Here is a 26,687-nt window from a genome sequence, read left to right as displayed (position 1 = left end):
CGTTATCCATTCTGTTTGAGGTGCTTCTGAATACACCGTCGCAGCTTTCATTACCATTATATTTGCCCGATGATGAAACTTTTGCCAGTTTCTTTGCAGGTGAGAATACTTCCTTATTAGCTGCAATAAAATTGGCTATAAGTCAGTCACACGGCAGTTATATCTATTTCTGGTCCCGCGATGGCGGGGGTAAGAGCCATTTGCTTCACGCTGCCTGTGCCGAATTGTCCCAACAGGGAGAAGCTGTAGGGTATGTACCACTGGATAAGCGCGCCTATTTTGTCCCTGAAGTCCTTGATGGTATGGAACATTTATCATTAGTGTGTATCGATAATATTGAGTGTATTGCGGGTGATCAGGAATGGGAGATGGCTATTTTCAATCTTTACAACCGTATTGTAGAAATTGGCCGAACTTGTCTTTTAATCACAGGTGATCGCCCTCCACGGCAAATTAATCTGACGCTACCGGATTTGGCATCTCGTTTGGATTGGGGGCAAATTTACAAATTACAACCTCTGTCAGATGATGAGAAAATTCAGGCATTGCAACTACGGGCAAAATTACGGGGTTTTGAATTGCCTGAGGATGTGGGGCGTTTTGTGTTAAAGCGACTCGATAGGGAAATGCAAACATTGTTCAGAACCTTGGATGAGCTTGATCGGGCTTCCATTATGGCACAGCGCAAACTCACGATCCCGTTTGTAAAGGATATCCTTGAGCTTTGAGTGAATAAAGCAGTAAGGAAATGTAATCAGAATAAAAAAGTGATAGAGAATATATTTCTGTCACTTTTTTATTGAAAATATTTTTATTAAAAAATAGTTACAGCAGAATTTCTTTAACCTGTTCAGGGGGGCGGGTCATGCTCCCAATGATTAGATCTTGTGATAAACTCCCTGCTTTTTATTATGGGGTGAGAGATGGCTAAAGTTGATGTGGTTTGTCGTTACTGTCATAAAACAGAAGAGGTTAAAGGGCATGGAAAAGGGCGTACTGGTCATCCCCGCTATCACTGCTATGCCTGCCGTAAAACCTTTCAACTGAATTATGCCTATCAAGCCTGTTATCCCGGCGTGAAAGAGCAAATTATTGATATGGCAGTGAATAACTCCGGTGTCAGGGACACGGCTCGGGTTCTGAAAGTCGGCATTAACACCGTCATTCGCACATTAAAAAACTCACACCAAGACAAGTGACTACGCTGCCGCTTGCGGGCAGTGAGATTCATCTTGTCTGTGAAATAGATGAGCAGTGGTCATTTGTCGGTAATAAGAAAAATCAACGCTGGCTCTGGTATGCCTGGGAGCCGAATAAGAAACGGGTAGTGGCACATGTGTTTGGGGATCGCAGCAGGAAAACATTGAAAAAGCTGCTGGCACTCTTGTCTCCTTTTACTATCCGGTTTTACTGTACAGATGATTATGCCGTTTACGATTACCTGCCTCAGGAAAAACACCTCACGGGAAAGAAATTTACCCAACGTATCGAGAGAACAAATCTTACGCTTCGTATCCGGATAAAGAGGCTGAATAGAAAAACAATAGGTTATTCCAAATCCGAAGAGATGCATGACAAAGTGGTAGGTACGTTCATTGAACGTGAATACTATATTTCATAACAGATCTAATCATTGGGAGCATGACCAGGGGGGCGTCCCAAACGAGCTTTATCACCGACAACAACAATCGGGCGTTCTATCAATTTTGGATTTTCAACCATTGCCTGAAGCAATGCGTCTTGGGATAACGTGGTATCGTCCAGGTTTAATGCTTTGTAGAGATCTTCTTTAGTACGCATTAATTGACGGGCATCTTTGAAACCAAGCTGTTGTAACAGTACGGCAAGCTGTTCTGCTGTCGGTGGCGTATCAAGATAGTGAATGATTTCCGGTGTAATATCGAGTTCCTCAATCAGCTTGAGGGTCTCACGGCTTTTTGAGCAGCGGGGATTGTGGTAGAAAATCACTTTTCGTGTGTTAAGATTTTGCATGTAAAAAATCCCTCATTTTTTATATTGGTCATAACTTTGTTGCAGTTGACGCAATTGATCAATACGAGCATCATAGCGCTCTTGTTCATAACTGCCTAATTTGGTCAACGCACTGGCTTTGCTAAGTTGTTCTATAGCGGAGCCAAAATTACCTTGCAATGCCATGATTTCCGCATAGGCGGCTAGTTCATCATTATGTTTTCCCTGGGCTCCGGCAGCTTTTCTTAACAATATCCAGCCAGTAAGATCGTCAGGATGATTGAAAGTATAACGAAACAGAAGTTGTGATGCCTGAGCATACTTTTTATCCATAAAATAGGCATTTGCGAGGTTAATTTGCAATACCGGATTGCTTTTCAGTTTCTTGAGTGCATCCTGCAAGCGAGCAATGGCTTTGGCTGGTTGTTTTTGTCCGATATCAATATCCGTCATGGTATCAATAAACCAAATGTTGTCCGGTTGTTTATCTAGCAATGGGGAGAGGATTGCTCTGGCTTCGGTATACTTTTTATCTTCAGAAAGCAAAATAGCACGTCCATAGGCAGCAGCAAGCTGTTCTTTGGCGGTTCCCTGGCTGTATTTCTTTAGCCATTGATCAATATAGGGACGCTGATCAGTTGAATACATGGTTAAAATACGGACACGGGCGAACAGAAAATCTTGGGATTCTGAAACCGCTTTAGTGGGATATTGATTGGCCCGATTACGGGCGTCAGCCAGACGGTTGGCAGGTAATGGGTGGGTGTATAGCATTTCAGGCAGTTTGGAGCTATAGCGAGATTGATCCACGAGTATTTGCATAAAATCAGGCATACCATGTGGATCAAATCCCGCTCGACTGAGCGTTTGTATTCCAATACGATCAGCTTCTTGCTCATTCGATTGGGTAAAACTGATCATGCCTTGTTGGACGCCGGCCAATGTGCCGCTGAGTGCGGCCATGCCGGCTTGTGGATTAGCTATCATAAGCAAAATAGCGCCCAATGTGCCGGTCCATGCCAGAGGGCTGGTACGTTTTTGTTCTTCTATCCATCGTGCTAAATGTCGTTGCGTAACATGGGAAATTTCATGCGCCATGACAGATGCCAGTTCACTTTCATTGTTGCTATAGCGAAACAGACCCGAGTGAAGAACAACGTTACCACCAAAAAATGCGAGGGCATTAATATTAGGGTTATCTACCAGATAGAAATGAAAAGGCGTTTTGACTGAATCGGCATGGGTGACTAATTTTTGGCCTAACTGATTAATATATTGAGTTAGCAGCGGATCATAAATCAGAGGAGCCTGGGCCCTTATCGAGCGTATATATAAATCACCCATAGCCATTTCCTGGTTGATGCTGAGGGTGGCTCCCGCTGTGGTGCCAATATCAGGTAATGAATCTTCAGCCGGTGCAGAGAATACAGGAGGATTCCCCAATAACAACAGGCTGATAAAAACAGTTATCAAAGATTTTCTGGATGTTTTTCTCATAAAGCGATTCTCATAAAATAGTTTGCCCCGTTTTAGCTATCAATTTCATGAATACTTTTATGATAAAAGAGTACCTTAAAACTATTAATCATAATAAGTTTTAGTGAAAAATACACATTAAGTATTATCGCAAAGGAGTTGTAATTATGTTGGATATGATCATGCAATGGTATCGTCGCCGTTTCGCTGATCCACAAGTTGTTACATTATCAGTCATTTTATTGGTTGGTTTTGGGATCATTTACTTTTTTAATGGAATTCTGGCGCCTGTCCTTGCAGCTATTGTGTTGGCTTATTTGTTGGAGTGGCCTACGACACAATTAGGCAAGTTGGGATGTAGCCGTACATTCTCTGCTGTCATTGTATTAACAATATTTATGGGCGTTAGTGCGTTGATGATCTTGATTGTAGCCCCAACTGTCTGGCAGCAAGGTTTAAACTTATTCTCTGATCTTCCCAATATGGTTAATCGGTTTAATGAGTACGCACTTACTTTTCCCTCCCGTTATCCTGCGCTGGTTGATGCCGGCATTATCGATATGGTTGCTGATAATCTGCGTAGCAAACTCTCTTTGGCGGGGGAGTCCGTTTTTAAGTTTTCGGTTGCATCTCTGATTGGATTATTGACTCTGGCGATTTATCTGATCCTTGTTCCCTTGATGGTGTTCTTTCTATTGAAAGATAAAGACCAAATAGTGGCAGCATTGCGGCGTGTATTGCCCCGTAATCGTAGTTTGGCGGGGAAAGTGTGGCGTGAAATGAACCAGCAGATTACCAATTATATCCGCGGCAAAGTGACCGAAATGGTGATACTGACTATCTGCACGTATGCTGTATTTGCCTTCTTTGGATTACATTATTCGCTGTTGCTTGCAGTCTTGGTCGGTTTGTCTGTGCTCGCTCCTTATATCGGCACCGTACTTGTCACTATTCCGGTTATTATTGTGGCGCTGTTTCAATGGGGAATTGGGGCTGATTTCTGGACTTTGTTTGTCGCATATCTGGTGGTACAGGGGTTAGATGGTAACCTGCTTGTGCCAATCTTATTTTCGGAAGCAGTCAACCTCCATCCGCTTGCTATCATTCTTTCTGTCATTATTTTTGGTGGATTATGGGGGTTTTGGGGGGTTTTCTTTGCTATTCCACTCGCTACTTTAATCAAAGCGGTTATTCATGCCTGGCCGGAAGAAAAATTGGAGGAAAAAGAATGGTAACAATCAATATGATAGATGTTGGTAGCGAAGAATGTTTAGGTGCCTTTGAATAACGATGCAATAGAATAAATATCAAGCGAATTAAATTATGTTGCCGCTTTATTGATTAAGCGGCAAATCAAAATTTATTGTGTCTATGCTGACATTAATGTTGGTTTAGGTAATCCAGTACAACTTGGTGGTGATCACTGGTTTTGAATTTATTAAAAACGTGTTCAATTTCACCTTGTGGATTAATTAAGAAACTGATGCGATGGATGCCATCATAGGTTTTCCCCATGAACTGCTTTTCTCCCCACACACCAAATTGTTCAGCAACTTGGTGGTCAATATCAGAAAGCAGTGTGAAATTTAGCATCTCTTTTTCTACAAAGCGGGATAACTTTTCTGGTGCATCTGTGCTAATACCCAGTACTTCAACATTGGCACTTTTCAGTTCATTTATCGAATCACGCAAGCCACACGCTTGAACTGTGCAGCCTGGTGTCATGGCCTTAGGATAAAAATAGACTAAGACACGTTGACCTTTGAAGTCAGATAAATTAATGGGTTCGCCATCTTGGTCAGGAAGGCTGAATTGTGGGGCCTTATCTCCGGCTTTCAATGGACTCATCACTTATTCTCCGTTTAATCGTTTTGATTTAAATGATCTTGTACGATAATACTGCCTTGTGCATTTAATTCTGTACATAGATGATGGAAATTTTCTTTAAAGATCGTGCCATTATCATCAACTGGATTGTGACCAGTGATTTGGATTTGCAGACGAGCAGGGTGATTTCCTTCGGCTGGATGAGTTTTTGATACCAGTTCCGCGATATTAAGATCTTGGGCGGTGAATAAACTGGTAAAACGTTCAACAATTCCCGGTGAATCAACTACGTCTACCTTAACGGTGATGGTAGAAGGAAATTTTTTCTGGACACCGCATCGGGTACGTTTCATTACTATGAGTAATTCAAGTTCTGCGCCCTTTTGTGGCAAGGTGGATTCGATCAAAGTAATGGCGTTCCAGCTACCAGATAGCAACATGATAAAAGTAAATTCTTCGCCAAACATAGCTAAACGGCTGTCTTCAATATTACAGTCACATGTGCTGACAAGGCGGGTAATGGTATTGACGATGCCAGGGCGATCGGTACCTAGGGCAGTGATCACTAAAAAATGTTGTTCTGATGTTGGCAAAGCGATTTTCCTTTAATTTTAGTTGGTGTTTGCTGTGTATGTTGTGTTTTAACATAAAAAATGATCAGGAGAAGGTCAATCGCCTTTGTTAAGGGAACAAAATTATAATTTATGTTTAATCGGCTACACTTGATATTAACAAAATTCATTGAAATCGCGTGGTTAAAGAGTTTTCTTCTGTATAGCAAGAAAGTACCATGAACCTCTCATTTGCAGTTTTAGGTTTAACTAAGGGGAAATGGCAATGGTAAGCAATCATTCTGGTTTCACAGGCAGTATAGTTGCATTGATAACTCCGATGGACTCAGCGGGTCAGATTGATAAGGCCAGTTTGAAAAAATTGGTTGATTATCATATCGCCAGTGGTACATCTGCGATTGTGTCTGTTGGAACAACAGGCGAGTGTGCAACACTTAACCATGACGAACACGTTGATGTTGTACTGACAACACTGGACATGGCTGATGGACGTATTCCGGTGATTGCCGGAACAGGGGCAAACGCTACAGCAGAAGCCATCTCTTTGACCAACCGTTTCGAAAACACGGGGGTTGTGGGTTGCCTGTCAGTCACACCTTATTATAATAGACCATCACAGGAAGGTTTATATTTGCACTATAAGGCAATAGCTGAGAATACTGACTTACCACAAATTCTGTATAATGTGCCATCTCGTACCGGATGTGATTTATTGCCATCGACTGTTGCTCGCTTAGCGAAAATGAAAAATATTGTTGCGCTTAAGGAAGCGACAGGGAACTTAAGTCGTGTTAGTCAGATCCAAGCATTGGTTAGTGATGAAGATTTCATTCTTCTAAGTGGTGATGATGCAAGTTTTGTCGATTTCATGCAGCTTGGTGGTAAAGGGGTTATTTCTGTCACTGCAAATGTTGCGGCAGCGGAAATGGCACAGGTGTGTGAATTAGCTGAGCAAGGTGAATTTGTGCAAGCTCGTGAACTGAATAGCCGCCTGATGGAATTGCATCATCAATTATTTGTTGAACCTAGCCCGACGCCAGTTAAGTGGGCTTGCCGTCAATTGGGGTTGATTGCCGATGATACATTGCGTTTGCCAATGGTTCCGCTAACGCAGGAAGGGCAAATTCCAGTTGGTAGTGCCTTAAAAATAGCTGGATTACTGTAAAATTTTAGGGAATTTTAATGGCAACATTATTGCAAAAATCGAAGGTCATGAAGATTGCTGGTCTGTCACTGGTAGTTTTTTTAGCTGCCTGCTCCAGCGATCAGCGCTATAAACGTCAGGTTAGCGGGGATCAGTCCTATCTTGACACGCCTCCAATGAAACTATTGAACATCCCCGCGGGAATGACATTACCGCTGCAAAATGGTGAGTATAATCTTCCGACAACAACGGCAACGGCAACGGGGGCTGTGGGTGAAGATTTGGATATACGTCCTCCGTTGCAGGCTCTTGCATTGTTGACGGGTTCCCGTGTTGAAAATAGTGCTAACAGCAGTAAGTTGTTGCTTGAAAATACTCCTGAATACAGCGATTTATGGTCTCAGGTAAACAATCTGTTGGCGGAAAAAGGATATAAGATAAGCCAGAAAGATGATGTCGCACAAAATTTGACGACAGATTGGATTACATGGCAACGGGCGGATGAAAATGTTCCTTATCAGGGGCGTTACCGTATTTCAGTGACCAAACAGGATTACCAAATAGCACTATCTGTTGCGAACGAAGGTTTGAAACAGGGAGAAAAGGAAATTACCGATCCGGTACAAATCCAGCGTTACAATGTCGTGATGCTTAATAAATTGGCGGGTGATTTAAGCCAGCAACAAGAAGCTGCGAGCCTGAGCAGTGCTAAAAATTCAGGTCCATTATCTGTACAAAGTGGTAGTGATAATACCGGATTGCCGCAGATCATCGTGCGTGCACCCTATAACGTGGTCTGGAACAGATTGCCATACGTGTTGGATAGTATAGGCATGGAAGTCACGGATCGTACACGTTCCACAGGCGCAATAGCGGTGACTTATAAAGGACGCAGTTCCTCTGACTGGAAAGCAATAGGGGTAGAAGCACCTTCTATCGGCGAAGGAAATTACAAGTTACAGGTGGGGGATTTGGATAACCGAAGCAGCCTGCAATTTATCAGTGACAAAGGCAAGCCATTGACTCAATCTGAAAATGATCAACTGGTGGCTGCACTGGAAGCCGTATTTAGCCAATCCAAAGATAAGTAATATATAAAAGGGGCCCAGGCCCCTTTTATATTTTGGGTGCGTTTTTTGTTTAATTCTTTACGTTTAAAGATGTCATATTTCTGGAGTGTAAAATGCAGAAGAAAGCTGAGTTGTATCGTGGAAAAGCAAAAACAGTGTATACCACTGATAATCCTGATTTACTGGTACTGGAATTCCGTAATGATACATCAGCATTGGATGGTGAACGCATCGAACAGTTTGATCGCAAGGGAATGGTGAATAATAAATTCAATCATTTCATTATGAAAAAACTGGAAGAAGCGGGTATTCCTACGCAAATGGAACAACTGTTGTCAGATAATGAGTCCCTGGTGAAAAAACTAGATATGGTGCCTGTAGAATGTGTTATTCGTAACCGTGCCGCAGGATCTCTGGTTAAGCGTTTGGGAGTGGAAGAGGGGATAGTGCTGAATCCGCCATTGTTTGACCTGTTTCTGAAAGATGATGCCAAACACGATCCTATGGTTAATGAATCTTATTGTGAGACATTCGGTTGGGTGAGCAAAGAGCATTTATCTGAAATGAAACGCCTGAGTTATAAGGCCAATGAAGTATTGAGCAAGCTGTTTGACGATGCAGGTTTAATTCTGGTGGATTTTAAGTTGGAATTTGGTTTGTTCAAGGGCAAGGTCATATTGGGAGATGAGTTTTCACCAGATGGTAGCCGTTTATGGGATAAACTGACGATGGATAAAATGGATAAAGATCGTTTTCGTCAACGTCTCGGTGGTTTGATTGAAGCGTATGAAGAAGTTGCGCGCCGTATTGGTGTTATTTTGGACTAGTGACGCAAACGATTACTTAAAAAATATAATCTAAAATAGGCAGGATGCTCCGATAATCAAAAGGGCATCCTGTTCCTGTTTTGCACGTTGAATAAATCTTAAAGTAGGGATTTAGTTATTTGTTTCCAGCCTTTTTGGTGCATACAGTCGTAATAAAATTCACTTCTGGAACCCTCATTGACATCCGTCACATAGCTTTCGATCATGGGAACATTTTGACTGTAGTAACCGTTTTTTCCACATTGCTCTTTATTGATACAAGGTTGCTGCACCATTTTCAGTGTTGATCTTTGGGCGACTTCATTTTTGACAGGAAATTGTTGTAATGCTGATAACCTGCATTCAACTTTTGCTTCACTGAAAGGAACAGGATGACTGGTTGCAGGAACCCATTGAGTGGTGCAACCGGCTAAAGAGAGACAGATTATCATGGAGGAGGTTAATTTTTTCATATTTATATCGCTTATACGAGCGCATATTAGCTGCAAGGCACTTCTTACAACCTTTCTGCTTTACCTTGGTAAAAAGGCGTTGGTGTTTAAAAGGTTAATTATCAAGAAACAGGGGGTGTATCTTGGTTTATATGGCTAATTATTTATCAATGTGATTGTTTAAAGCAAGGATGTTAACAAACTACCCGTTGTTGCGCTATTACCCAATTTTGGGATGGCTCTTTATGAATATTTTTGATTAAGTGCAAACTTTTTAAGTTATCATCTTTTCCATGCCAGAATTTATGTTAGCTGGTTTAAAAATAGTCAAATATTGTTCTGTCGGAGTTTACAGGAAATAAAAACTCATGAGTCATATCGATCCTACTTTACTTATTTTGCTCGTGCTTGCAGGGCTTGGCATCATCAGCCATAACATGACAGTGACACTTGCCATGTTATTTCTATTGGTAGTTCGTATCACGCCATTGAATCAGCTTTTCCCTTGGGTGGAAAAGTACGGCTTGACGATAGGTATCCTGATTCTGACTGTGGGAGTCATGGCACCTATCGCAAGCGGGAAAATCTCCGCTCAGGAAATTTTTAGCTCTTTCTTAAATTGGAAATCACTATTGGCTATTGTTGTTGGTGTCCTTGTGTCATGGCTGGGAAGCCGTGGAGTGACTTTAATGTCTGGCCAGCCTTCTACCGTGGCTGGATTATTGGTCGGCACTGTATTGGGCGTGGCCCTATTTAAGGGGGTTCCTGTAGGCCCTCTGATTGCTGCTGGCATTTTATCACTCATGATTGGTAAATCGTGACCATGCAGGTAGTCATTTTAACCATCAGATACTTCACATGTTATACAGTTCATTTTATGGATAGTTCGTACTATGTATAGCTTATGGGCAATGTTGCAGGCACAAATGCAACAACAGGGACAGCGCCGTTTAGTTGTTTTGAGTGGTGATCCGCAATGGAGTGAATTGATAGTCAATCAGCTAACAAAACAGTTTCAAGGGGATTGGCTAACGGTTTCAGCCCATGTGTCTGGTGCTATTGATCCAACAAAAGCTGTCAGCTTGCTTGGGCGTGAATTCTTGCACGGTGTTTTTGATGCTACTCAAGGGATTAATGCTGAAGCACTGGCAATACTGGCTGGCACACTAAAAGCGGGAAGCTGGTTGGTGATGCGCGTACCAGCCTGGTCACAATGGTCAGAACAGCCCGATGAAGATAGTTTGCGCTGGAATGAATTGTCAGGTGTTATTTCGACGCCTAATTTTATTCGCCATATTCAGCAGCAAATCTTTGCGTTTCCTGACGTATTATTATGGCGTCAGGAGATACCTTTTCAGATATCTCAGATACCGCCATTGCCAGTAACCGGAGTGTGGCAGATACCTGATGGCAACCCAACGATAGGCCAACAATCTATTTTGGACGAATTGTTACAGGCCACACGAGGCATTTGGGTGATCACCGCACCACGAGGGCGGGGAAAATCAGCTCTGGCAGGAATGTTAGTGCGATATTGGCAAGGAAAATGCTGGTTATGTGCCCCCGCCAAAATAACCACAGAAGTTATCCGACGTTACTCCGGTATCCCAGATTCTGCTGAGCAGAAGCCTTTGGAACAAGAAACGCCTTTTTGGTCAGTAGACCATTTGTTGAAATATTGCCGAGCGAACAAAGGTAAACAGGAAAATAAAAGCGATGCTGATTGGTTATTGATTGACGAAGCAGCAGCGATCCCAACACCACAATTAGCAGAATTGATCCGCTATTTTCCACGAGTATTGTTGACTTCAACAGTCCAGGGTTATGAGGGAACGGGACGCGGTTTTTTGTTGAAACTCTGTGCTGAATTGCCTGATTGCCATGTTCGTGAATTAAAAACCCCTATGCGCTGGGCTGAAAATGATCCGTTGGAAGCATGGCTGGATAGTGTTCTGTTGTTCGATGATAAACCGCTCGTTTATGACACACCATTAAACGCAGAAACATTGCATTTTCACCCGATATGTCAGCCTGAATGGTTACAATACTCCACATTATTGCGCCAATTTTATGGCTTATTAACTAGCGCACATTACCGTACATCTCCCCTTGATCTGCGGCGATTAATGGATGGTAACGGAATGACATTTTTGGCTGCCTTTTCTGGTTTTCCAGCACATAAGCAACAATTGATTGGTGCTTTGTGGATGGTGAACGAAGGTGGTTTGTCACAGACATTAGCGCATGAAATCTGGGCAGGACGTCGGCGGCCAAGAGGTAATTTAGTGGCTCAATCTCTGGCGGCACATAGCGGTTTTCCGCAGGCTGCAACTTTGCGATCACAGCGAATCAGCCGTATTGCCGTACAAGCTCAATATCGCCGTCGGGGTATCGCACAACATTTGATAATTCAGCAATGCCAGGAAGCCAGTAAACAAAAGCTGGATTTTATCTCTGTGAGTTTTGGTTATACCGCTGATTTGTGGGCTTTTTGGCAAAAATGTGGTTTTCGCCTGGTGAGAATGGGAACTCACCGAGAAGCGAGTAGTGGTTGTTATACCGCGATGGCTGTTTTGCCTTTGAGTGAGCAGGGAGAACGATTTGCCCAATCCGCACAACAACGACTCTCCAGAGATGCCAGAGGATTGGGATCGTTACTCGGCTTTGCCTTGCCAGTTGAGCATGATAATGACGAACAGCTCAATGATAGTGATTGGCAGGAACTGGCTGGGTTTGCATTTGCCCATCGTCCTCTGTCAGCGTCTTATTTTGTATTACAGAGATTACTGTTGAAGAGTAATCTGGCTTTGCCTGCATTGAGAAAGCATCTTCAACAGCAGCTAAGTATCGAACAATGTGTCAGTGACTTATCGTTGAGTGGCCGTAAAGCCCTATTAAAACACTGGCGTGAAGAGACTGCCGATGCATTGGCAAGCATCGATAAAATACTTGCCAGGCACTGGAGAAATTGGGTTATTTCTTGCGATCCCGCTGTGGCCAATCATCCTCATCATCCCATTGATCATTAAGATCTCGGTGCGGGGGCAATTCGGGTTTGTTATCTAAGAAAGATTTCTTATCGACGCGACTTAGTGCTTTTACTGCATTGACAATAGTGCCGACGAGCACTAACAGAACAACCCACCAATAATCTATCAACCAATGCATGGTATTTTCCTCAGAATGTTTAGAGCCTCTTCCATGAGGCTCAGAAGCCTAATGAATTATTTCTATCTGTTAATTATTTTCATGACCAGCTATTTTGCTGATCTGTATATTTACCTGATTTACCGTTTTCTTAATCTATTATCCTAATGTATTTTTCAAATATATAGGATAGATTGGTTTTTAACCAGTTTATGCCGGCAATATCACGATCTTCCCAGGCACTCAATAGAACTTGTTCATCGAATAAATTCTCAGCTTGATGAGATAATGGCCAATAGCTGATATGCCACGGTTCATAAGCTACACCTGCATCGTAGCGTGTAAAGGGACGGTAGAAATCGTAGTGAGACATGTTTTCTGTCAGCCAATGAGTTAATGGCTCAAAATACCCACCGTTTTCATACTCCCACGGCTCTAGCTGCAATTTTTTACCTTCTGGTAGCAGAAAGGGATCATAAATATCCAGCTCCGTACCCCAATGATGACGGCTTGCTCCTGGCAGAGCTGACCAGCGGAGAATAGCTTCACAAAGTTCCCCTTCATCCATTTTCGAGATATCAAGAGGCTGGCTATTATCATCTAATACTGGACGCTGACCACGGAATTTCTCATTCCAGATAATTTGTTGACGGGTGAAATCGCGGAATGAACTGGCTGGTTGTAGCTTAAAACCTGCTTTGGCAGCTTCTTTCTGCATGGCAAGAAACGCTTTGGTGGCATTAAACTGCAAACGGTGATTGCCGGTAAGAGTGATCAGGTGATCAGTGGACAAGCCGGTCAAAGCTTCAGGTGTCATCATTTGATTAATTGCTCCATGATACGTTGATAAATCAGGCTCAATTCTTGTAAATCAGTTACCTTGACACATTCATTGGTTTTATGGATGGTGGCATTAATTGGCCCCAGCTCCACGACCTGAGCTCCCATTCTGGCAATAAAACGGCCATCTGATGTACCGCCACTGGTTGATAGCTCTGGTTTATACCCACAATAGTGCTCAATGGATTCAACTACAGTATCAACAAGAGCCCCTTTGCAGGTGAGGAAAGGCTGGCCTGATAACCACCAGTCAATCTCATATTTTAGATGATGCTTTTTCAGCATATCTTCAACCTGTTGGCGGATCTCGCTATCTGTCAGTTCAGTGCTGAAACGGAAATTAAACTGCACCCACAATTTACCCGGGATAATGTTATTACTGCCGGTTCCCGCCTGAATATTGGCGATTTGCATACTTGTGGCTGGGAAAAACTCATTGCCGTTATCCCACTGAGTATTGACGAGTTCTTGCAGAAAAGGTATTGAACGATGGATAGGATTATCTGCCAACTGTGGATAAGCAACATGTCCTTGGGTACCAAAGATAGTTAAGCTGGCAGTTAGCGATCCCCGTCGTCCGTTTTTGATCATATCCCCAAGGCATTTCTGGCTAGATGGCTCTCCCACCAGGCAATACTCCAAACGTTCATGGCGGGACATTAATTCTTCAACCACCTTAACTGTGCCATTGGAGGCTTTGGCCTCTTCGTCGGAGGTGATCAGAAAAGCCAGACGGCCTTTGTGCTCAGGATTTTCTGCGACAAAACGTTCAGCGGCAACAACCATTGCTGCCAGAGAGCCTTTCATATCTGCGGCACCACGGCCATACAGCATTCCGTCACGAATAGAGGGTTCGAAAGGTGGAGTTTGCCATTGTGATATATCACCGGCAGGAACGACATCGGTGTGCCCAGCAAGGGCAAAAGTGACTCCGGTTCCACGATAAGCCCAGAAATTCTCGGTATCGCCAAAAGGCATTCGTTCTATTGTGAAACCAATGTCTTGCAGACGCTGGATAAGCAGTTCCTGACAACCTTGATCATCTGGGCTGACAGAAGGACGTTTGATTAACTGCTGAGCAAGGTCAATTACCGGACAAGTCATAATGCTCTCCTCATCTAGTCATGCGAGAAAAATTGTTGATATTGTTCTGCCTTGAAACCGAGTAAATACTTTTCTGTTCCCTCGCTTTTTGAACTTGCTAAACCTGAGACCAATAGAGGGCGTTTTATGATTGAAGGCTGCTCCAGCATGAGTGCCTTGGCTGCGTCTGCATTGTCAATAGCGGCTTTTTGCTCGTCGGGTAATTTGCGCCACGTTGTGCCACGGGTATTCAGGAGCGATTCCCAGCCAACTTGCTCAATTAATGATTGAAGTAGCTCAGGGGATAGGCCATCAACCCGATAATCATGGAATTGATAAGGTATTTCTTGATCGTCTAACCAACGACGCGCTTTTTTTATGGTATCGCAGTTTTTGATACCGTAGAGAACGGATATTTTGTGAGAAAGGATATCTGGATGAAAAGTGGTATTTGACATGATGAGTGCCTTGGTTTTGTCTTGTTCAACATATCCGACATAATGCGGGAAATTGGCTATTTTATCCAGATAACGCATTTTTGCGCATATTTTCTGTCTGCTTTTTTCTGGCATTGAAGTTACGGGTGTTTAAATTATCGACAAAACAGATTATCTTCATTTCAAGTAATAAATTTATAGATAATATCCTTATTTATTATATGTAAAATTAATTTATTCCTAACTAATTTATAATTCTTGATAACCCACAATTTCCCCATCGGTAAAAATGGGGGAAATTGTGTTTCGTATTGAGGGCGTTAAGCAACAAACCAATGTTAAATGAACTCTGTTTTTCTGTGTTTTAGATAGATGATGGTGGCTTCTAGACGGGAACGTGATTTAAGTTTTTTCAATAAGTTACGGGTGTGAACTTTCACCGTTTCTTCTGAAATAAAAAGAAAATCAGCAATTTCTTTATTTGTCATTCCTTCTGCAATTTCTTTTAAAACATCTAACTCACGTTTGGTTAATTTTGATAACGGATCAACATAAAGATGGCGAGTGGATAAATATTGATGGACTTTTTCACTGAACACCGCATGACCATCTATGGCTTTTTTTATGTTGTTCAATAGAGGGGTAAGCTCGATATCTTTTAATAAATAACCATTCGCGCCGGCATCAACTGCATCGTAAATATCACTTCTGTGATCCGAATCGGAAAGTACCAGGATATAGGAATCAAGCCCTTTGCGGCGGAGAGATTTAATCGTATCAATCCCTGAAAGACCATTGATTTTCAAATCTATCAGAATAATGTCAGGCTTTATTTGGCAAGCGATATTAATTGCGTCTTCGCCATTGCCAGTTTCGGCAGTTACAATGAGTTCTCGTTCTAATTCAATCAACCCTTTTAAGCCGTGACGAATGATAGGATGATCATCAACTATCATGACGGAATGATTATGCATATTCTTTCTCCCATATAGAAATGCAGATTTATGTTTAATAAAACATAAAAGACAGGTTTCTGCTTTATGTTAAATCGCTGTGTGATTTTTATGGAGTATATTGAATCATCATTAATGAGATTCTGGAAATATATCCTGATATAAAAATAAAAATGGCGCAAACAGGTTTAACCACTCAGATGAAATGAAATTCACTTTCATAAGAAAATGTGTTTCCTTAATTGCTAATAATTTTCCAAATAAATTTGAATGAATATTTTATAGATTAAATTTTGTTTTTGTAAACTTATTTTAAATGTTAATTTTAAAATCCATCTTTAATTAATTTATCAGGTTATTAATTTGAGATGAAATACCCCCATGTGGGTATCATTAAGATAATATCTATATAATATTGATTAACGTAAAGTCATCATTTGTTTGTTTTTTGCACCTTGATTTTAAAGATTATGAACAAAATGCTGCTGACATCATGATTTAACCTTCCGTAACTATTATACTGAAACGGTTTTCACTAAGACATGACGCGTAAAGGATCTGATGATGGATGAAAAATTAAAACAAAGCGCTCTTGATTTTCATGAGTTCCCACAACCTGGAAAAATTACGGTTACACCAACCAAACCCCTGGCAACGCAACGTGATTTGGCATTGGCATATTCACCGGGTGTTGCTGCACCTTGTCTTGAAATAGCAAAAGATCCTTTGGCGGCTTATAAATATACTGCACGTGGCAATCTTGTTGCGGTTATCTCTAACGGCAGCGCTGTTTTAGGGCTGGGTAATATCGGTGCATTAGCCGGCAAACCCGTTATGGAAGGGAAGGGTGTTTTATTTAAGAAATTCTCGGGTATTGATGTTTTTGACATCGAAGTGGATGAATCTAATCCTGATAAATTGATTGATATTATCGCAGCGCTGGAACCCACTTTTGGTGGTATCAATCTTGAAGATATTAAAGCACCGGAATGTTTTTACATTGAGCAGAAACTCCGTGAGCGTATGAAAATTCCTGTATTCCATGATGATCAACATGGTACAGCCATTATCTGTACCGCAGCCGTGCTGAATGGATTGCGGGTAGTTAATAAAGACATTAGCAAAGTGCGCATGGTGGTATCGGGGGCTGGTGCTGCCTCAATTGCTTGTATGAACCTGCTGGTAGCACTGGGTTTGAAACGTGAAAATATTGTCGTCTGTGACTCAAAAGGGGTTATTTATCGTGGCCGCGAAGAGAACATGGAAAAGACCAAGGCGGATTATGCTATTGAGGATAATGGCAGCCGTACATTGGCAGATGTGATCCCTGATGCTGATATTTTCCTTGGTTGTTCTGGGCCAGGCGTATTGACACAAGACATGGTAAAAACCATGGCAAAAAATCCGCTCATTATGGCATTAGCCAATCCAGAGCCAGAGATTTTGCCACCATTGGCAAAAGCAGTACGTCCTGATGCAATTATTTGTACTGGTCGCTCTGATTTCCCTAATCAGGTGAATAACGTTCTTTGCTTCCCGTTTATTTTCCGTGGCGCATTGGATGTCGGGGCCACGACCATCAATGAAGAAATGAAACTTGCCTGTGTGCATGCCATTGCTGATCTTGCGCTGGCTGAGCAAAGTCAGGAAGTTGCTTCTGCCTATGGCGATCAAGACCTGTTCTTTGGCCCCGATTACATCATCCCAAAACCGTTTGATCCTCGCTTGATTGTAAAAATTGCACCGGCAGTAGCGAAAGCGGCGATGGAATCAGGTGTAGCAACCCGACCTATTACCGATTTCGGGGCATATATTGAGAAACTCAATGAGTTTGTCTATAAGACCAACTTATTCATGAAACCAATCTTTTCCCAAGCCAAAAAAGAGAAGAAACGGATTGTATTGGCAGAAGGGGAAGATGTTCGTGTACTGCATGCGACACAAGAACTTGTCTCCCTTGGGCTGGCATTCCCTGTCCTGATTGGTCGCCCTGGCGTCATTGAAATGCGGATTAAAAAGCAGGGATTACACATTGAAGCGGGTAAAGATTTTGAAGTGGTGAACAATGAAAATGATCCACGTTTCAAAGAATATTGGCAAGAATATTATCAAATGATGAAACGCCGTGGTGTTTCGCAAGAGCAAGCACGTCGGGCAGTGATTGGTAATCCAACGCTGATAGGTACAATCATGGTACACCGTGGCGAAGCGGATGGCCTGATTTGTGGCACTGTTGGTAGCTACAGTGAACATTATCAGGTCGTGAAAGATGTCTTTGGTTTCCGCCAGGGAGTGCATACCGCAGGTGCCATGAACGCTTTGATGTTACCGACGGGAAATACGTTCATTGCCGATACTTATGTTAATGAAGATCCAAGCCCAGAAGAGTTGGCAGAAATCACGCTGATGGCGGCTGAAACTGTTCGCTGTTTTGGTATTGAGCCTAAAGTAGCCTTGCTGTCACGCTCAAGTTTCGGCTCTTCTGATTGTGATTCTGCGCAAAAAATGCGTAAGACATTGGCATTGGTTCAGCAAATGGCACCATCGCTTGAAATTGATGGTGAAATGCACGGTGATGCTGCGCTGGTGGAAAGTATCCGTCGCGATATCATGCCGGACAGTCCGTTGAAAGGCTCAGCAAACCTGTTAATTATGCCGAATATGGAAGCGGCGCGTATCAGCTATAACTTGCTGCGTGTGACCAGTTCAGAGGGTGTAACTGTTGGCCCTGTTTTGATGGGAGTTGCGAAGCCTGTTCATATACTGACACCGATTGCTTCTGTACGTCGTATCGTGAATATGGTGGCGTTGGCGGCTGTTGAAGCACAAACAGATCCACTATAAAAATAACTTCCCATTCTAACCATGATTTGGGATAAATCGATGAATTACCCTGTCAGGCTTATGTCTGGCAGGGTTTTTGATTTGTAAATAATTCTCATTATCTATAATATGCGGGCAATTTTTCTTTTACTGACTCACAGTTATGCAAACATCTACCCGTATAAAATCGACTTTTTTAACCTGTTCCCTCCTGTTTGGTGGTTGTTTTCTTGCTGGTTGTACTGCAACTCTGAACAACGCGCAAAATAGCGCTCAGGCAGCGCTGCAAACTCTCCCTGACGAGTTGATGCGATCTGGTGCGGTGCTTGATATGACAACAGGAAAAGCGATAACGCCAGATCAATTGCTGGAGCAATTGACCAATTACCCTCGTGTTATTGTTGGTGAAAAACATGACAATCCTTACCATCACCAAATCGAGTTATGGTTAGTTCAACAACTTGGACAAAAGCGTCCCCAGGGTTCCGTATTACTGGAAATGATTAACCCAGACCAGCAAGAAAAAGTGAATAAGGTGAAAAGCTGGTTGCAAGGTAACCCGATCGTCAGGGAAGAGCGGATTCAGAATTTATTGGCGTGGCAACAGGGCTGGCCGTGGGAATGGTATGGTGATTTGGTTATGGAACTGATGAGAGCACCTTATCCTCTGTTGGCAGCAAATTTGGATCGCAGCGAAATTGAACAAGCGTATAAAAATTACAGTATTGAAGATAAAAATTCTCTGGTTTCTGATGAGGTCAAAAAACTGATTGAAGCCACAATTAAAAATTCTCATGGCGGAAATATAGAGCCACAACTTCTTTCTGGCATGACTAAGATTCAGCAAATGCGGGATCAACGGATGGCAGAGCAATTGATTAAGGCTCCATTACCAGCCTTACTGTTTGCCGGAGGATATCACGCGGTAAAAGCCATGGGGGTTCCTCAGCATGTCAAAAAAATAGCGCCAAATGAAAAAATAGCCGTCTTTGTCATTGCGGAAGAGGGCGTTTCGTTAAATAGCGAATATGCTGATTTTGTCTGGTTTACACCCAAAGTGAGCGAAAATATAACTAAATAATAGTAAGTATCACAAGGAAGTGACTAATTAACAAATAAAAATAGTTTTCATTTATATATTGAATTGATTATCATTCATCTCCATTTATTATTGACATAATGTGCTATAAGAGATGTTGACGTATACCACGTATCAAAATGCTCACTCTGGTCATGTGACAAAATCCTTTCTCGCTGCGATCACGCTTCATGCCTTGTTCGTAGGATGGCTGGTCTACAAACCAAAGGATGTGGATCTTGAGGAGCTTCTTCCTCCGCCGGCGGTGATGGTGGAACTGTCAACCCAGACAGAAGCGCTACAAAAAATACAAAAACAACCCATTGGCATTGAACAGCAGCTTTCTGTTGCCAGTCAGCAACAGGAGAGCAAAGTTGACGAAATTAACATGCCAAAATTGGATGTAAATGAAAATGCCCTGCTTTTGGTGGATAAGCAGAAGAAAAAAAAGAAAGAACAAGATGCACCGAAGAAAACTCAGCCTGTTAAACGAGTGAAAGCAAAAGAGCAAGAAAGTGAAAAATTCCAAAGTAGTGCCGCGCCAACGACCAGTAATGCGACGGCCGACAATGTGACTGCTCGTACCGCTGCCTCCTATGAAAGCAATTCTGATGCCATTGTCGATGCCAAAGCCGTTTGGCAGGCAGAGGTAGCCGGACACTTAAACCGCTATAAAAAATATCCAGAAGATGCCCAGAGAAGAAGACGAACAGGGCGTCCGATGGTGAAATTTACGGTTAACCCATTGGGTGTCGTAATTAACAGTGAACTAACGCGACGTTCAGGAACTAACTCACTGGACAGGGAAGCAAGGATGGTGTTGGAAAGGGCACAGCCTTTGCCTAAGCCACCTGAAGTCGTTTTAACTAATGGCAGTGTTACGGTTGAACTGCCGATAGATTTTTATTTATCTCAATAAAAATACAGGATTGATGGCATGTCACAGCATAAGGCGGCGTTTTCATCAGATACGAAAAGGTCGAATAAAAGAAAAATAGTTTGCAGTAATAGGATATGCAGTAGGGTCATACGTGGTAAAAGAGTAATGCTTGGCTTGTTGCTCAGTGGTAGTTTATTGAGTCACAGTTTTGCTACGACTGCAATGGAGGAAAATATGGTGCCACCTATGGCCGTAAAACAGCCGCATAAAATGGAACTCCACGGGGATGTGCGTGCTGATAACTATTATTGGTTGCGTGATGACAACCGTCAGGATAAAAACGTCATTAATTACTTAACGGCTGAGAATCAATACGCCGAGCAGATGCTGAAATCAGGTCAGGAATTGCGCGAAACCCTCTATAAAGAAATGGCTGATAGAATGAGCAAAGAGGATCAGTCTGTTCCTTATACCTATAATGGGTATATTTATCGTACTGTTTATGAGGCAGGGAAAGATTTTCCAATCTACCAGCGCAAGCCAGTCGATAATTCAACCGATTGGCAGGTCATGGTTGATGGTAATGAACGGGCAAAAGGCTATAAGTTTTATCAACTTGGTGGCTTTGCGGTTTCATTGGATAATAAGCGCATTGCAGTGGCAGAGGATACCCAAGGGCGCCGTAACTACAAAATCTCGTTTAAAAATTTTAGTGATGCCGATTGGCAAAATAATGTCATAGAGAATACTTCTGGCAACATTGTGTGGGCAAATGATGGCGAGATGCTGTTTTATGTGCGCAGAGCTCCACAAACGTTGCTGCCTTATCAGTTATTCCGTCACCAATATGGCACTGATAGCCAACAAGATAAAAAGATCTATCAAGAGGAAGATGAACGCTTCTATCTGTCGATTTCAGAGAGTACTTCACTTGATTATATTTTGATTTCGAGTACCAGTTACACGAGTTCAGAATATCGATTGATTGATGCTAACAATCCACAATCAGAGCCGCAGGTTTTTTCTGCTCGTCAAGCTGAACGTGAATATGATTTAGACCATTTCCGTGGGCAATTCTATATCCGCTCTAATCACGAAAACCCATTATTTGGCCTATATCGGACAGATGCCATTAATAAACTCTGGGAAACCGTGATTGCTCCACAGGAAAATACCGATCTGGAAAATTTTGCTCTGTTCAACGACTGGTTGGTTGTACAGGAGCGTACGAAAGGATTGTCGTCAATCCGCCAGATTGATTGGAAAACCCAGCAGGAAAAACGGGTTCAATTCGATGATCCGGCATATATGGCATCATTGGGTTACAACCCAGAGCCCGATACCCATTTCTTGCGCTATAGCTATTCATCGATGACCACACCAAGTTCAGTATTCCAGTGGAATATGCAAACAGGTGAGAGTGAGTTATTGAAGCAACAGGCAGTAAAAGGATTCAACAAAGAAAATTATGAAAGCCAGCGCATCTGGGTAAAAGCTCGTGATGGCGTGGAAGTCCCTGTTTCTCTGGTATACCACAAATCTTTGTTCAAAAAGGGTGAGAACCCGATCCTGATTTATGGTTATGGTTCTTACGGCATCAGTATGGACCCTTATTTTAGTTCTGCCTTACTGAGTTTGCTGGATCGTGGTTTTGTCTATGCCTTGGTGCATGTCCGTGGTGGTGGTGATTTGGGCAAAAATTGGTACTTGCAGGGTAAACTCAAAAATAAGATAAACAGTTTCCACGATTTTATTGATGCGACCAAGACCTTGATTGCAGATGGGTATGGTAATAGCAAGCGCGTTTATGCTGAAGGTGGCAGCGCGGGTGGTTTATTAATGGGTACGGTCATTAATCAGGCGCCAGAATTATACCGTGGTGTGATTGCAAAAGTGCCTTTTGTGGATGTCTTGACAACTATGCTTGATCCTTCTATTCCATTAACCACGGGTGAATATGAGGAGTGGGGTAATCCAAATAATAAAGAAGATTACTTCCGTATTAAATCCTATAGCCCTTATGACAATATTCAATATCAACGTTATCCTCATTTGTTAGTGACGACAGGTTTGCATGATTCCCAAGTGCAATATTGGGAGCCAGCAAAATGGGTAGCGAAATTAAGGGAAATGAAACAGGGCGACAGTCTGTTATTGTTAGAGACTAATATGGATACGGGGCATGGTGGAAAACCAGGGCGTTTTAATCGCCTGAATGACATTGCCTTTGATTATAGTTTCTTATTAATGTTAGATGACGCTAAAACCTATTTTCCAGAATTAAAAGATTAATAAAAAATAGCTAATGATTACCCAGGATGCTGATAATTTTATCAGCGTCTTAGGTGTTTTATTGCACAAATTTGTGAAGCAATGTGAGCGGTAATAAATATTCTTCAATATTAGGGTAATATATTAATGAAAACTGTGGCAAAAATAGCTGGAGCCAGCGCAATGCTGATTGGACTCCAGGGCATCGCTTACGCTGAAAATGGCAATGATGATAAAAAAGAGAAAGTCATACGATTCAGCAGCCTGAAAGTTTCAGGCTCTCAGGATAATCATAATTCTCCTCAGATTGAGGCCATGGAAAAACCAGGGGCTTATAGTTCTGTGGGGGAAGATAATAAATTGGAGTCCGTGGATAGCGTATTGCGTAGCTTGCCAGGCACTTATACTCAGATGGATGCAAGTCAGGGGCAAGGGATCGTGAGTGTTAATATCCGTGGCTTAAGTGGCTTCGGCCGCGTTAATATGATGGTGGATGGTGTCAGCCAGACTTTTTATGGTACGGCACCAAGTGAATTTTCACATGGTGCACAACCTTATAGTCAGTTTGGAGCATTAGTTGATCCCAATTTTATTGTTCGGGTTGATATTGCCCGCGGGCAAGCTGATGACGCTGACTCTATTAATGCCTTAGTTGGAAGTGCTAATTTCCGTACCATTGGTATTGATGATGTCATATTCGAAGGTAATAATCTGGGAGTTCGGACTAAATGGACATATGGTAACAATGGCATCGGCCGAAGTGGTATGATGGCTTTTGCAGGAAAAACACAGGCATTCAGTTCGGAAGGTTATTTAGGCGCCTTATTCGCTGTCAGCGGGCATAATATTGAAGCTCATTATAGAAATGCGGATGGTATCAGTAGTGAAGAGTTTGGTACCAGAAAGACATTTAAACAAAAGCCAAATTCTCAATTGATAAAACTTAATATTAAACCCAATGATTTTCATGATTTGGAATTAAGCGGTCGCCTTTACCAAAATAAATTTAATAAACGTCATGTTGATAATCATGATTATTATTTGAAGTATCACTATACGCCATTTACTGAATTGGTTGATACCAAAATCATGCTGAGTACCAGCAATGGTCAACAGCGTTTTCAAAATCGTTCGATAGGCGTATTGGGTAAGAGTGAAGCAAACAGTCAATCCGATTCTATCAATGTCAGTAATACCAGCCGATTCAATTATGGAGGTACTGATTTTGCGTTCACTCTTGGCAGCAAATGGGTGAGAACTGAATACCGTAAGAAAATAGATACAAATTCGGGGAATGAAAAAACAGAAGCTCAAATACAGGAAAACAACGGATTTTCTCCAAGTGGTAAGCAAGATATTGCCAGCATTTATGGTGGGTTAAAAATTGAACGTGGTATTTATACCGCCAATCTGGGATTAAATTATCTGGACTATAGCGTCAAAGGATTTAAACCAGCCTGTGAAAACCGCGTAGAGTGTTTCCCACAAGGAGAGGCACAATTAAACCTAAAAGAACGTGGATTTAATCCAAATATCTTGTTATCAGCAGAAATTATTCCTGAGTTTCAACCGTTTGTAAGTTATACTCATTCAATGCGAGCACCAAATGCTCAGGAAATTTTTCATTCCAATGACGGTGGTACTTCTATTAATCCATTCCTGAAAGGAGAAAAAGCGGATACCTATCAAATTGGATTTAATAGCTATCGTCCGAATTTGATTGTAGATGGGGATACATTTCGCTTAAAAGCAACGTCATTCCATACCAAAATTAAAAATTACATTAGTAGTGATCAGTATATGCTTTGTACTGGAAAGAAATTGTGTAAGCTTGATGGACATTTGACCAATGAAGAGGAAGATTCACTTAACCCAAATGTTAGTGCTTATATCTATACCAATAGCCTGAAACCAGTAACTATGAAAGGTTATGAGATTTCTGCTAATTATGATGCGGGTATGTTCTATAGTTCATTGGCATATAGCCAACAGAAAACACAGCAACCGACATCATTAGCGACACATTATATGGGAGCAAGTCCGGCATCTCAATTACCAGAACGCTATTTGACATTAGATACAGGTGTTCGTTTCTTGGATGAAAAACTTCGGATAGGAACTATTATAAAATATACAGGGCAATCTTATCAGGAGAGTCCTAAAGATGAACGAGATGAAGATAATAAACTCGTAATGGAGAAATCAGATAAAATTCCAACAATCATTGATCTGTATAGCGATTATCAGATTAATAAAAATTTATTGATTAAATTCTCTGTGCAGAATCTAACTAACCGAAGCTATTCTGAGGCGCTAAACCGTATGAATACGTCACCGATGATGGCGGATCAAGATGCTAAAACTCAAACGGCCCGTGGCAGAACTTACGTCATGGGAGCAGAAATTCGCTTCTAATTCCCTAATAGCCGTATAACAACAGCGGTGAGAAAATTCACCGCTATCTTATTAAATCTATTTTAATTTCTTTCTCTTATTGACTTTTGTAACCTGTGTTACCTGACTTTCAACCCAGCCATCCTGCAACCGTGTTTTAAGCATATCACCTGCTTTTACTTGCTTAACCTGCCTTAACAACTTTCCATCAGGAGCTTCGCTAATACTATAACCACGACTCAACGTTGCCAGTGGACTAACAGCCTCCATGCGCGAACAGGAAATGGCAAATTTTTCCCGATAACGCCCTAATTGTCGTTCAATGGCTTGCCTCAAACGAAAGTCAAATTGCTGGATAGATTGGTTATAACGCTGAATTTCCCGCTCAGGATGGATTTGCAACAATCGCTGATCCAGCTTCTCATATGAAACTGAGCGCTGTTTTAGGTAACGTAAAAAACTATCAATTAACTTTTGCCGTAACTCAGTTAAATGATTCTGCTGACGCGCCAATTGCAAATCAGGACGTTGCTGTTGGAGGCGGTGCTGCAATACATTAAATCCCTGTTGTTTCTGAGCAAAGAAATAATCCAATGCCATTTGCAGGCGTTGTTGCAGGGATTGTATTTGTCGTAATAACTCTGTTTGATTGCGGCTAACCAACTCTGCTGCCGCAGAAGGCGTCGGTGCGCGTAAATCAGCGACAAAATCCGCAATGGTGACATCGGTTTCATGGCCGACAGCACTAACAATGGGAATATGGCTTTGGAATATTGCCCGTGCCACTTGTTCATCATTGAAACACCACAAATCTTCCAAAGATCCTCCACCACGTCCGACAATCAAAACGTCGCACTCTTGTCGCGCATTTGCCAGTTCGATTGCCCGAATAATCTGTAATGGCGCATCGGCTCCCTGAACAGATGTGGGATAAATGATAATTGGCAAGGAAGGATCACGACGTTTCAGGATATGCAGAATATCATGCAGCGCTGCGCCACTGGTGGAAGTGATGACACCGAGTCGTTTGGCTGGAGAGGGCAGAGGTTTTTTATGAATTTGATCAAACAAGCCTTCAGTGGAAAGCTTTTGCTTTAATATTTCAAACTGTTGTTGAAGCAAACCCTCTCCGGCAGGTTGGATACTTTCTATAATCAGTTGATAGTCACCCCTGGGCTCATACAAGGTGATTTGTGCCCGAACCAATACCTGCTGACCATTTTGTGGACGAAACGTTGCCTTCAGATTGTGACTGCGAAACATGGCAGCACGAACTTGTGCCCGTTCATCTTTTAACGTGAAGTACCAATGCCCTGACGATGGCTGAGAAAAATTGGATATTTCGGCGGATAACCAAATTCTGCCCATTTCCAGCTCAAGTAACTGACGAACAGTCTGGTTTAAACGGCTAACGGAAAAAATTCCGGTATTGATTGGTAGTGGCATGTGAGCTAGATCAAATT

The 26,687-nt window shown here is 42.1% G+C and carries 24 protein-coding genes; 13 read left to right on the top strand and 11 right to left on the bottom strand.

The window, feature by feature from the left end; genetic code table 11:
- The first annotated feature begins 20 nt into the window (after window positions 1-20).
- Entirely contained in the window at window positions 21-728 is a 708-nt protein-coding gene (gene hda, locus ACE1SE_RS10915; protein ID WP_374050917.1) for a DnaA inactivator Hda, read from the top strand.
- 195 nt (window positions 729-923) lie between these two features.
- Window positions 924-1,621, top strand: a protein-coding gene (locus ACE1SE_RS10910; protein WP_374050866.1) for an IS1 family transposase whose coding sequence is annotated in 2 segments (ribosomal slippage) — window positions 924-1,173 and window positions 1,173-1,621 — 699 coding nt in all. Because the reading frame shifts where the segments join, the coding sequence is not laid out codon by codon here.
- A 5-nt stretch (window positions 1,622-1,626) separates the two neighbouring features.
- On the opposite strand, the gene arsC is transcribed toward ACE1SE_RS10910, so the two are convergent.
- Both arsC and bepA read right to left on the bottom strand, forming a co-directional pair.
- Window positions 1,627-1,992: an arsenate reductase (glutaredoxin) gene (gene arsC / locus ACE1SE_RS10905; RefSeq protein ID WP_374050916.1), complete on the bottom strand. Its 366-nt coding sequence runs from the start codon at window positions 1,990-1,992 to the stop codon at window positions 1,627-1,629.
- A gap of 12 nt (window positions 1,993-2,004) precedes the next feature.
- Window positions 2,005-3,468 carry a beta-barrel assembly-enhancing protease gene (gene bepA, locus ACE1SE_RS10900; RefSeq protein WP_374050915.1) on the bottom strand — a complete coding sequence of 488 codons (1,464 nt, stop codon included), beginning with the start codon at window positions 3,466-3,468 and terminating at the stop codon, window positions 2,005-2,007.
- 146 nt (window positions 3,469-3,614) lie between these two features.
- On the opposite strand from bepA, the gene ACE1SE_RS10895 reads away from it, so the two are divergent.
- Window positions 3,615-4,682 (top strand): AI-2E family transporter, encoded by a 1,068-nt coding sequence (locus ACE1SE_RS10895; RefSeq protein WP_374050914.1) that lies wholly within the window; start codon window positions 3,615-3,617, stop codon window positions 4,680-4,682.
- A 145-nt stretch (window positions 4,683-4,827) separates the two neighbouring features.
- On the opposite strand, the gene bcp is transcribed toward ACE1SE_RS10895, so the two are convergent.
- Together bcp and ACE1SE_RS10885 are read right to left on the bottom strand one after the other, a co-directional pair.
- Window positions 4,828-5,295, bottom strand: a complete 468-nt coding sequence (bcp, locus tag ACE1SE_RS10890; RefSeq protein WP_374050913.1) for a thioredoxin-dependent thiol peroxidase — start codon at window positions 5,293-5,295, stop codon at window positions 4,828-4,830.
- A gap of 14 nt (window positions 5,296-5,309) precedes the next feature.
- Window positions 5,310-5,867, bottom strand: coding sequence for a glycine cleavage system transcriptional repressor (locus tag ACE1SE_RS10885; protein WP_374050912.1), 558 nt, complete (start codon window positions 5,865-5,867; stop codon window positions 5,310-5,312).
- A gap of 244 nt (window positions 5,868-6,111) precedes the next feature.
- Here ACE1SE_RS10885 and dapA point away from each other — a divergent pair, with 244 nt between their 5' ends.
- The 3 genes from dapA to purC all read left to right on the top strand — a co-directional run bounded on the left by dapA (window position 6,112) and on the right by purC (window position 8,887).
- Entirely contained in the window at window positions 6,112-7,011 is a 900-nt protein-coding gene (gene dapA / locus ACE1SE_RS10880) for a 4-hydroxy-tetrahydrodipicolinate synthase (RefSeq protein WP_374050911.1), read from the top strand.
- 17 nt (window positions 7,012-7,028) lie between these two features.
- The gene (bamC, locus tag ACE1SE_RS10875) at window positions 7,029-8,081 is read left to right on the top strand and encodes an outer membrane protein assembly factor BamC (RefSeq protein WP_374050910.1); all 1,053 of its coding nucleotides are present in this window, start codon (window positions 7,029-7,031) and stop codon (window positions 8,079-8,081) included.
- A 92-nt stretch (window positions 8,082-8,173) separates the two neighbouring features.
- The gene (gene purC / locus ACE1SE_RS10870; RefSeq protein WP_374050909.1) at window positions 8,174-8,887 is read left to right on the top strand and encodes a phosphoribosylaminoimidazolesuccinocarboxamide synthase; all 714 of its coding nucleotides are present in this window, start codon (window positions 8,174-8,176) and stop codon (window positions 8,885-8,887) included.
- A gap of 98 nt (window positions 8,888-8,985) precedes the next feature.
- On the opposite strand, the gene ACE1SE_RS10865 is transcribed toward purC, so the two are convergent.
- Window positions 8,986-9,339, bottom strand: a complete 354-nt coding sequence (locus tag ACE1SE_RS10865) for a hypothetical protein (protein WP_374050908.1) — start codon at window positions 9,337-9,339, stop codon at window positions 8,986-8,988.
- Window positions 9,340-9,686: 347 nt separating this feature from the next.
- On the opposite strand from ACE1SE_RS10865, the gene ACE1SE_RS10860 reads away from it, so the two are divergent.
- The gene (locus tag ACE1SE_RS10860; RefSeq protein WP_374050907.1) at window positions 9,687-10,139 is read left to right on the top strand and encodes a DUF441 domain-containing protein; all 453 of its coding nucleotides are present in this window, start codon (window positions 9,687-9,689) and stop codon (window positions 10,137-10,139) included.
- A 72-nt stretch (window positions 10,140-10,211) separates the two neighbouring features.
- Complete coding sequence (locus tag ACE1SE_RS10855; protein ID WP_374050906.1) at window positions 10,212-12,347, top strand: tRNA(Met) cytidine acetyltransferase TmcA; 2,136 nt, start codon at window positions 10,212-10,214, stop codon at window positions 12,345-12,347.
- Here ACE1SE_RS10855 and ACE1SE_RS10850 read toward each other — a convergent pair.
- From ACE1SE_RS10850 to ACE1SE_RS10830, 5 genes are all read right to left on the bottom strand, one after another.
- The gene (locus ACE1SE_RS10850; RefSeq protein ID WP_374050905.1) at window positions 12,292-12,486 is read right to left on the bottom strand and encodes a YpfN family protein; all 195 of its coding nucleotides are present in this window, start codon (window positions 12,484-12,486) and stop codon (window positions 12,292-12,294) included. The genes ACE1SE_RS10855 and ACE1SE_RS10850 overlap by 56 nt on opposite strands.
- Window positions 12,487-12,616: 130 nt before the next feature.
- Complete coding sequence (locus ACE1SE_RS10845; RefSeq protein WP_374050904.1) at window positions 12,617-13,285, bottom strand: M15 family metallopeptidase; 669 nt, start codon at window positions 13,283-13,285, stop codon at window positions 12,617-12,619.
- Window positions 13,282-14,409, bottom strand: a complete 1,128-nt coding sequence (gene dapE / locus ACE1SE_RS10840) for a succinyl-diaminopimelate desuccinylase (RefSeq protein ID WP_374050903.1) — start codon at window positions 14,407-14,409, stop codon at window positions 13,282-13,284. Before dapE ends, ACE1SE_RS10845 begins: the two co-directional genes overlap by 4 nt.
- A 14-nt stretch (window positions 14,410-14,423) precedes the next feature.
- Window positions 14,424-14,846, bottom strand: a complete 423-nt coding sequence (locus ACE1SE_RS10835; RefSeq protein ID WP_374053650.1) for an ArsC family reductase — start codon at window positions 14,844-14,846, stop codon at window positions 14,424-14,426.
- Window positions 14,847-15,163: 317 nt separating this feature from the next.
- Window positions 15,164-15,799 carry a response regulator gene (locus ACE1SE_RS10830; protein WP_374050902.1) on the bottom strand — a complete coding sequence of 212 codons (636 nt, stop codon included), beginning with the start codon at window positions 15,797-15,799 and terminating at the stop codon, window positions 15,164-15,166.
- A 543-nt stretch (window positions 15,800-16,342) separates the two neighbouring features.
- On the opposite strand from ACE1SE_RS10830, the gene maeB reads away from it, so the two are divergent.
- The 5 genes from maeB to ACE1SE_RS10805 all read left to right on the top strand — a co-directional run bounded on the left by maeB (window position 16,343) and on the right by ACE1SE_RS10805 (window position 25,245).
- Complete coding sequence (gene maeB, locus ACE1SE_RS10825) at window positions 16,343-18,622, top strand: NADP-dependent oxaloacetate-decarboxylating malate dehydrogenase (protein ID WP_374053649.1); 2,280 nt, start codon at window positions 16,343-16,345, stop codon at window positions 18,620-18,622.
- 142 nt (window positions 18,623-18,764) lie between these two features.
- The gene (locus ACE1SE_RS10820) at window positions 18,765-19,682 is read left to right on the top strand and encodes a ChaN family lipoprotein (protein WP_374050901.1); all 918 of its coding nucleotides are present in this window, start codon (window positions 18,765-18,767) and stop codon (window positions 19,680-19,682) included.
- 112 nt (window positions 19,683-19,794) lie between these two features.
- A complete protein-coding gene (locus ACE1SE_RS10815; protein ID WP_374050900.1) occupies window positions 19,795-20,598 on the top strand; it encodes an energy transducer TonB family protein in 804 nt (267 codons plus the stop codon).
- A 126-nt stretch (window positions 20,599-20,724) separates the two neighbouring features.
- Window positions 20,725-22,851, top strand: coding sequence for a S9 family peptidase (locus tag ACE1SE_RS10810; RefSeq protein ID WP_374050899.1), 2,127 nt, complete (start codon window positions 20,725-20,727; stop codon window positions 22,849-22,851).
- Between the two features lie 126 nt (window positions 22,852-22,977).
- A complete protein-coding gene (locus ACE1SE_RS10805; protein ID WP_374050898.1) occupies window positions 22,978-25,245 on the top strand; it encodes a TonB-dependent receptor domain-containing protein in 2,268 nt (755 codons plus the stop codon).
- A 57-nt stretch (window positions 25,246-25,302) separates the two neighbouring features.
- Here the strand turns inward: ACE1SE_RS10805 and xseA are convergent, their stop codons facing one another.
- Entirely contained in the window at window positions 25,303-26,670 is a 1,368-nt protein-coding gene (gene xseA, locus ACE1SE_RS10800) for an exodeoxyribonuclease VII large subunit (protein WP_374050897.1), read from the bottom strand.
- Window positions 26,671-26,687 lie beyond the last annotated feature (17 nt).

The organism is Xenorhabdus taiwanensis, assembly GCF_036512875.1.
In the GTDB taxonomy this organism is placed as follows: Bacteria; Pseudomonadota; Gammaproteobacteria; order Enterobacterales; family Enterobacteriaceae; genus Xenorhabdus; species Xenorhabdus taiwanensis.
This window is presented reverse-complemented; position numbering and strand designations above follow the sequence as displayed.

Coding starts and splice junctions, on each gene's coding strand:
- dapE (WP_374050903.1), bottom strand. CDS start 14,409: ATGACTTGTCCGGTAATTGACCTTGCTCAGCAGTTAATCAAACGTCCT.
- ACE1SE_RS10830 (WP_374050902.1), bottom strand. CDS start 15,799: ATGCATAATCATTCCGTCATGATAGTTGATGATCATCCTATCATTCGT.
- ACE1SE_RS10855 (WP_374050906.1), top strand. CDS start 10,212: ATGTATAGCTTATGGGCAATGTTGCAGGCACAAATGCAACAACAGGGA.
- ACE1SE_RS10835 (WP_374053650.1), bottom strand. CDS start 14,846: ATGTCAAATACCACTTTTCATCCAGATATCCTTTCTCACAAAATATCC.
- bepA (WP_374050915.1), bottom strand. CDS start 3,468: ATGAGAAAAACATCCAGAAAATCTTTGATAACTGTTTTTATCAGCCTG.
- arsC (WP_374050916.1), bottom strand. CDS start 1,992: ATGCAAAATCTTAACACACGAAAAGTGATTTTCTACCACAATCCCCGC.
- bamC (WP_374050910.1), top strand. CDS start 7,029: ATGGCAACATTATTGCAAAAATCGAAGGTCATGAAGATTGCTGGTCTG.
- ACE1SE_RS10810 (WP_374050899.1), top strand. CDS start 20,725: ATGCTTGGCTTGTTGCTCAGTGGTAGTTTATTGAGTCACAGTTTTGCT.
- ACE1SE_RS10865 (WP_374050908.1), bottom strand. CDS start 9,339: ATGAAAAAATTAACCTCCTCCATGATAATCTGTCTCTCTTTAGCCGGT.
- ACE1SE_RS10820 (WP_374050901.1), top strand. CDS start 18,765: ATGCAAACATCTACCCGTATAAAATCGACTTTTTTAACCTGTTCCCTC.
- ACE1SE_RS10815 (WP_374050900.1), top strand. CDS start 19,795: ATGTTGACGTATACCACGTATCAAAATGCTCACTCTGGTCATGTGACA.
- ACE1SE_RS10805 (WP_374050898.1), top strand. CDS start 22,978: ATGAAAACTGTGGCAAAAATAGCTGGAGCCAGCGCAATGCTGATTGGA.
- xseA (WP_374050897.1), bottom strand. CDS start 26,670: ATGCCACTACCAATCAATACCGGAATTTTTTCCGTTAGCCGTTTAAAC.
- bcp (WP_374050913.1), bottom strand. CDS start 5,295: ATGAGTCCATTGAAAGCCGGAGATAAGGCCCCACAATTCAGCCTTCCT.
- ACE1SE_RS10895 (WP_374050914.1), top strand. CDS start 3,615: ATGTTGGATATGATCATGCAATGGTATCGTCGCCGTTTCGCTGATCCA.
- ACE1SE_RS10860 (WP_374050907.1), top strand. CDS start 9,687: ATGAGTCATATCGATCCTACTTTACTTATTTTGCTCGTGCTTGCAGGG.
- dapA (WP_374050911.1), top strand. CDS start 6,112: ATGGTAAGCAATCATTCTGGTTTCACAGGCAGTATAGTTGCATTGATA.
- ACE1SE_RS10850 (WP_374050905.1), bottom strand. CDS start 12,486: ATGCATTGGTTGATAGATTATTGGTGGGTTGTTCTGTTAGTGCTCGTC.
- maeB (WP_374053649.1), top strand. CDS start 16,343: ATGGATGAAAAATTAAAACAAAGCGCTCTTGATTTTCATGAGTTCCCA.
- purC (WP_374050909.1), top strand. CDS start 8,174: ATGCAGAAGAAAGCTGAGTTGTATCGTGGAAAAGCAAAAACAGTGTAT.
- ACE1SE_RS10845 (WP_374050904.1), bottom strand. CDS start 13,285: ATGATGACACCTGAAGCTTTGACCGGCTTGTCCACTGATCACCTGATC.